Here is a 5153-nt window from a genome sequence, read left to right on the forward strand (position 1 = left end):
CCCGCCCTGCGCCACCGCGCGCGCATGCTGGCCGAGCGCACGGCCGGCGCAGCCGCGCCGCAGGGCGTGACCACCGGCACGGCGTACGAGATGATGCTCTACAAGCTGGCCGACGACCGCCGGCGCCTGAAATCCATCCAGTCGGTGGAACGCAAGATCGAGGTCAAGGCCACCTTGCTGCCCGACTATGCACAGTGGATCGACGGCGTGCTGGCCGGCGGCAAGGGCGCACAGGATGACGTGTTTGCCACCCTGCTGGTGTGGCATATCGACACGGGCGAGTATGCGCGCGCCCTGGTCATGGCCGAATACGCGCTGGCGCACAAGTTCACCCTGCCCGAGACCTACAGCCGCGACATCGCCACCCTGATGCTGGACGAATTTGCCGAAGGCTACCTGCACGGCAAGCTGGCCGCCGATCCGCAGCACGCGGCCCAGGTGCTGGGCACCGTCGAGCAACTGACTGCCGCCAGCGACGCGCCCGACCAGGCGCGCGCCAAGCTGCACAAGGCCCTCGGCCTGGCCATGATCGCCGTGCTGGATCAAAACGACGACACCGACATCGCGCCGGCGCTGGTGGCGCAGGCGGAAACGGCCATGGGCCACTTGAAGCGCGCCCGCGCCCTGTCGGAGTCATGCGGCGTCAAGAAAGATATGGAACGGCTGGAGCGGCGTATCAAGCGCGCGGCCGGTTCCACGTAAAGAGCATCCCCCGCAGCACGGCGGCACGGGGGGATTCTGGCCAACGCATAGTCAAAGATGCTGACCTGATGAACCCCGTCCACCGCCCCATTTTGAAAGCGTCCCGTATGTCCTTCATGGCCCTGCCCCCGTCGATCCCGCCCGGCACAGCCCCCGCGCCGGCAACACCGGCCCCCGGCATCATCGAGAACGACGGCTGGTTTCCCGACATCCTTCTCACCGACATGCGCGACGCCATGCGCCTCGATGGCACCGTCACCGACGCGCGCCTGGTGCAAGCCGTGGTCGATGCCATCCTGCACGTCAACCGCGAGCTGGCCGACTGGCAACGCAAGCAGGCGGCAGCCGGTAGCACCGCCCTGGTCGATGTGCCGGCCACGCGCATCAACCGCGAATCGCGCCTGCTGGCGCAGTACCGGCGCGCCGTCTACAGCACGGCGAAGGCCGATCTGATCGAGCGTTACCGGGACTACGACAGCACGGCCACGTCCGTCAGCGACAAGAAAAGCATGGAGTGGCTGGACGAGGCGCCAGGCGCGCAGCGGCGCAATGCGCAATGGGCCATCGCCGATATGGTCGGGCGCGCGCACCTGACCGTGGAGCTGATCTGATGCAGGTGCGCACGCAGCAGCACGACACGGTAGACGCCCTAGTGTGGCGCTACCTGGGCGATGGCGCGGGATACGTCGAGCACACCCTGGAAATGAATCCCACACTGGCGCGCCACGGCGCCGTGCTGCCGGCTGGCCTGGTCGTTACCCTGCCCGAGCCGGCGCCCAACACGGGCCAGGTGGCCGCAGCCGATCTTGTGCAGCTTTGGGATTAATGCAGCAATCCACCTTTTACCCTCATGAAAAATCTATCACCCCTCTCACCGGAGAATCAAGCAATGTCCGCAGAATCGTTTGGTGGTTTCGCCACCCTGGTCAAACTGTACGGCTTCAAGGCGGCGCTGGGCATGGTCGGCGCCGCCATGCTGTACATCGTGCTGCCGCCTTTAAATAGCGACGGCACCTTCAACAAGGGCGAATTCGTCGCCCGCCTGGCCTGCGCCGGCGTGTTCTCGTGCCTGCTGGGCGGCACCGCCTATCAGCTGCTGTGCGCCCAGCTCCCGGCCATCGGCGCCATGGTCAACGCCTCCGCCATCGACCTGATCGTCGGCGCGCCCGGCTGGTGGGTATCGCGTGCCGTGGCCCTGTGGTTCCAGCGCCGCAGCGACAAGGACATCGCCGAGCTGGTCAAAGACGCGAAGGAACATTAATGGCCACCACCGATAATCCCCTGATCGCGCGCGTCATCGACGCCATCCTGCGCGCCGAAGGCGGCTATGTGAACGACCCGCAAGACAAGGGCGGCGAAACCAATTACGGCATCACCGTCGCCGTGGCGCGCGCCAACGGCTACACGGGACCGATGCGCGACTTGCCTGTGGCGGCGGCGCGCGCCATCTACACGGCGCGCTACATCACGGAACCGAAATTCGACCAGGTGCTGGCCCTGCATGCCGGCATCGCCGCCGAGCTGATCGACACGGGCGTGAATATGGGGCCGCACCGCGCGGCCGACTTCCTGCAGCGCTGGCTGAACGGTTTTAATGACACCGGCGCCCGCTATCCCGTCCTGTTCGTCGACGGCCGGCTGGGCGCGCAGTCGCTGGGTGCCCTTGAATCCTTCCTGAAATGGCGCGGCCAGGACGGCGCCGCCGTGCTGCTGCGCGCCTTGAACGGACTGCAGGCGGCGCGTTACCTGGAAATCACCGAGGCCAACAAGACCCAGCGCCGTTTTCTGTTCGGCTGGATCAAGGAACGGGTGGCCATGTGATGGGGCCGAACTGGCGCCCGCTGGCCGCCTGCCTGCTGTGCGGCGCCCTGGTCGGCTGGACGGCGCAGGGCTGGCGCAAGGATGCCAGCATCGCCGCCCTGCAGTGGGCGGCGGCCACCGACAAGACCACCGCCGCCACCGCGCTGGCCCAGGCCACGGCCCGCGTGCTCACGCTGGAGCGCGCGGCCGGCGCCGCCCTGGCGCAGCGCGCCGACCACCTCACCCAGGAGCAAACCCATGCGAAAACTGAACGTGACCGTTTTAACGATGACGTGCGCAGCGGCGCTGTCCGCCTGTCAATCCCCGTTACCAGCGGCCAGTGCGCCGCAAGCGCAAATACCTCCGCTGCCGCAGGCCATCAGCACGAAACGCGCGCCGAACTTGACCCGGCGACTGCGGCAGCTCTTGACGCCATTGCCGGCGACGACGCCACCCGCCAGCTAAACGCCTGCATCGACGCCTACAACACCGTGCGAGACACCTACCATGTACAAACCGAATAGCCTGCGCCAGCACCTGGCCGCCGCCATCCCCGACCTGCAGCGCGACCCCGACCGCCTGCTGGTCTTCGCTGACGAGGGTAACGTGGTGGCCAGTGCCACCGCCTCCCTCTCCTTCGAATACCGCTTCAAGCTCAACCTGATCGTGACCGACTACGCGGGCGACGCCGACGCCATCATGGTGGCCCTGATCGCCTGGCTAAAAGTCCACCAGCTCGACCTGATGGCCAACGAGGAAACGCGCAAGCACGGCATCGCCTTCGAGGTCGATTTCAACAACCATGAAACGGTCGACATTTCCATCAAGCTGGATCTGACCGAGCGCGTGGCCGTCAAGACCGGCGAGGCGGGCCGCCTGGACATCAAGCACCTGGCCGAGATACAGCACATGCCGGCCTACGCGGACGGGTTCTGGAAGCTGTATGCCGGCGAGACACTGCTGGCCGAATGGCGCACGCCCGAGGCCACGCCATGAGCGGCGACCTGCACGCACTGGAAGCCTGGGCCGGCGCCCTGCTGGCCAAGCTGCAACCGGCCCAGCGCCGCTCCATCAATCACAAGGTGGCCATCGACTTGCGCCGCAGCCAGGCGCAGCGCATCAAGGCGCAGCAGGGGCCGGATGGCGCCGCCTATCCAGCGCGCAAGCGGCGCAAAGAATTCAAGGGGAAGAACGGGCGCATCAAGCGGCAGAAGGCGGCCATGTTCACCAAGATTCGCACCGCCAAATACCTGAAGGTAAAGGCGACCGGCGATCAGATCGAGGTCGGTTTCTTTGGCTGGGTGGCGCGCGTGGCGCACGTGCATCAGTTTGGCCAGCAAGACCGCGTTACCAAAAAAGGGGCCGTCTACAAGTACCCGGAGCGGCCGTTGCTAGGCTTGAGTGAACCGGATCGGACGTTGATACGCGAATCGCTGCTGCGTCATATGGAAAAACTGAGATATCTCTCTCCAAACTTCAAATGACTTTAGTTGTCAAATGAGTTAGAGTCAACTGATACTGATCGCTATGAAGTAGTCGTTTCTTGTCGCGTTTCCTTCGACACGTCATGTCTATTTTCAGACTGCTAACTAATTAAATATGAAGGACTTGCAATGGAGAAGGAAAATGAGAACACGAACGGACTGCCAAGCAGCGCTCAAATGCGAAAAGCACTCGAGAAATCTGGTTTTCTTTTCGAGCACAAGATCGCAAATTTCATGCAAAATCAAGGATTTCATGTCGATTCGAGTTGGGCGTTCAAAGATCCGGATCAAGAGAAATCTCGTGAAATAGATGTGAGAGCAATTCGCCAGGAAAAAAGCAATGACGCAAATAAAATAAAATTATTCTGCGAATTTCTTATTGAATGCAAAAATTCAGATTCTCCACTTGTTTTTTTGCAAGCGGAAAAAAATGAACGAGAACTAAAACACTCAACACCGAGAGAATATGTATTCCCCATTAAAAAATATCGGAAAAACATTTCCAGCAATTCGTTTATGGAAGTGGATGCGTTTAATCGATTCGGATTGGAGTCCTCTCATTATTATTACTCAACACCGATTAAAGCTACCCAATTTGCAAAAATCATACGAAAAGGAAGCGAATGGTATGCCAACCATGACGGCGTGTATGATTCCTTAATCCTCCCTCAAGTAAAAGCAATTGAGCAACGACGCAAAGAGGTAGATTCTACATTTTATAAAGAACAGTGGACAAATATTTGGTTATTCTTTAATGTCGTCGTATTACGCGATCATCTTTTTATTATGGATGCGAACGACGATGATGCTGTGCCAGTAGAGACTGGACGTGTAAGTTTTGTTAGACATATTAAAACTGAAGGTTTAGACGGACACTACCTAATTGACTTTGTCACTGAAAAATATCTTAGCAATTACATTAAAGAGGTAAATTCTTTCGCCAATGAAGTGGGAGAACTATTAGCCGACGCTGACACAAGGCTCTTTGATTCTCACTTTAGGGATTAAGTGCGAGCCGGTTTGTTAAAAATAAATTTAGAAGAGGGAAACATCTAGCAATGCCCCACTGGTAAATTTGTGTTTATGCCTCACTGGCTGCCATAGTCGCTAAGTCGCTTATCAACCCGCCCCCGCGTGCATCCGCACGCGGACTTCGGCAACATGCAC

The 5153-nt window shown here is 60.1% G+C and carries 9 protein-coding genes; all 9 read left to right on the top strand.

All coding sequences use genetic code 11. The features are described 5' to 3' along the window. On the top strand, positions 1–702 hold a 702-nt coding region (gpM, locus tag K0F85_RS27815), incomplete at its 5' end, for a phage terminase small subunit (RefSeq protein WP_257638206.1). A 107-nt stretch (positions 703–809) separates the two neighbouring features. After that, complete coding sequence (locus K0F85_RS27820; RefSeq protein ID WP_219119045.1) at positions 810–1313, top strand: head completion/stabilization protein; 504 nt, start codon at positions 810–812, stop codon at positions 1311–1313. Further along, a complete protein-coding gene (locus tag K0F85_RS27825) occupies positions 1313–1528 on the top strand; it encodes a tail protein X (RefSeq protein ID WP_219119046.1) in 216 nt (71 codons plus the stop codon). The genes K0F85_RS27820 and K0F85_RS27825 overlap by 1 nt, the downstream gene beginning before the upstream one ends. A 63-nt stretch (positions 1529–1591) precedes the next feature. Next, complete coding sequence (locus K0F85_RS27830) at positions 1592–1963, top strand: hypothetical protein (RefSeq protein ID WP_099388137.1); 372 nt, start codon at positions 1592–1594, stop codon at positions 1961–1963. Beyond that, positions 1963–2523: a glycoside hydrolase family 108 protein gene (locus tag K0F85_RS27835; protein ID WP_219119047.1), complete on the top strand. Its 561-nt coding sequence runs from the start codon at positions 1963–1965 to the stop codon at positions 2521–2523. Before K0F85_RS27830 ends, K0F85_RS27835 begins: the two co-directional genes overlap by 1 nt. After that, positions 2523–3026 carry a lysis system i-spanin subunit Rz gene (locus K0F85_RS27840; protein ID WP_219119048.1) on the top strand — a complete coding sequence of 168 codons (504 nt, stop codon included), beginning with the start codon at positions 2523–2525 and terminating at the stop codon, positions 3024–3026. The genes K0F85_RS27835 and K0F85_RS27840 overlap by 1 nt, the downstream gene beginning before the upstream one ends. Beyond that, a complete protein-coding gene (locus tag K0F85_RS27845; RefSeq protein WP_219119049.1) occupies positions 3010–3498 on the top strand; it encodes a phage tail protein in 489 nt (162 codons plus the stop codon). The genes K0F85_RS27840 and K0F85_RS27845 overlap by 17 nt, the downstream gene beginning before the upstream one ends. After that, complete coding sequence (locus K0F85_RS27850; RefSeq protein WP_219119050.1) at positions 3495–3986, top strand: phage virion morphogenesis protein; 492 nt, start codon at positions 3495–3497, stop codon at positions 3984–3986. Before K0F85_RS27845 ends, K0F85_RS27850 begins: the two co-directional genes overlap by 4 nt. A 129-nt stretch (positions 3987–4115) precedes the next feature. Further along, a complete protein-coding gene (locus K0F85_RS27855) occupies positions 4116–4994 on the top strand; it encodes a hypothetical protein (RefSeq protein WP_219119051.1) in 879 nt (292 codons plus the stop codon). The last annotated feature ends 159 nt before the right edge of the window (positions 4995–5153 follow it).

It is taken from the genome of Janthinobacterium sp. UMAB-56, from assembly GCF_900095265.1.
Taxonomy (GTDB): domain Bacteria; phylum Pseudomonadota; class Gammaproteobacteria; order Burkholderiales; family Burkholderiaceae_D; genus Janthinobacterium.

What these genes read in the sequence shown, in the direction of transcription:
- K0F85_RS27820 (WP_219119045.1), top strand. Translation starts at nt 810, where the DNA reads ATGTCCTTCATGGCCCTGCCCCCGTCGATCCCGCCCGGCACAGCCCCC.
- K0F85_RS27825 (WP_219119046.1), top strand. Translation starts at nt 1,313, where the DNA reads ATGCAGGTGCGCACGCAGCAGCACGACACGGTAGACGCCCTAGTGTGG.
- K0F85_RS27830 (WP_099388137.1), top strand. Translation starts at nt 1,592, where the DNA reads ATGTCCGCAGAATCGTTTGGTGGTTTCGCCACCCTGGTCAAACTGTAC.
- K0F85_RS27835 (WP_219119047.1), top strand. Translation starts at nt 1,963, where the DNA reads ATGGCCACCACCGATAATCCCCTGATCGCGCGCGTCATCGACGCCATC.
- K0F85_RS27840 (WP_219119048.1), top strand. Translation starts at nt 2,523, where the DNA reads ATGGGGCCGAACTGGCGCCCGCTGGCCGCCTGCCTGCTGTGCGGCGCC.
- K0F85_RS27845 (WP_219119049.1), top strand. Translation starts at nt 3,010, where the DNA reads ATGTACAAACCGAATAGCCTGCGCCAGCACCTGGCCGCCGCCATCCCC.
- K0F85_RS27850 (WP_219119050.1), top strand. Translation starts at nt 3,495, where the DNA reads ATGAGCGGCGACCTGCACGCACTGGAAGCCTGGGCCGGCGCCCTGCTG.
- K0F85_RS27855 (WP_219119051.1), top strand. Translation starts at nt 4,116, where the DNA reads ATGGAGAAGGAAAATGAGAACACGAACGGACTGCCAAGCAGCGCTCAA.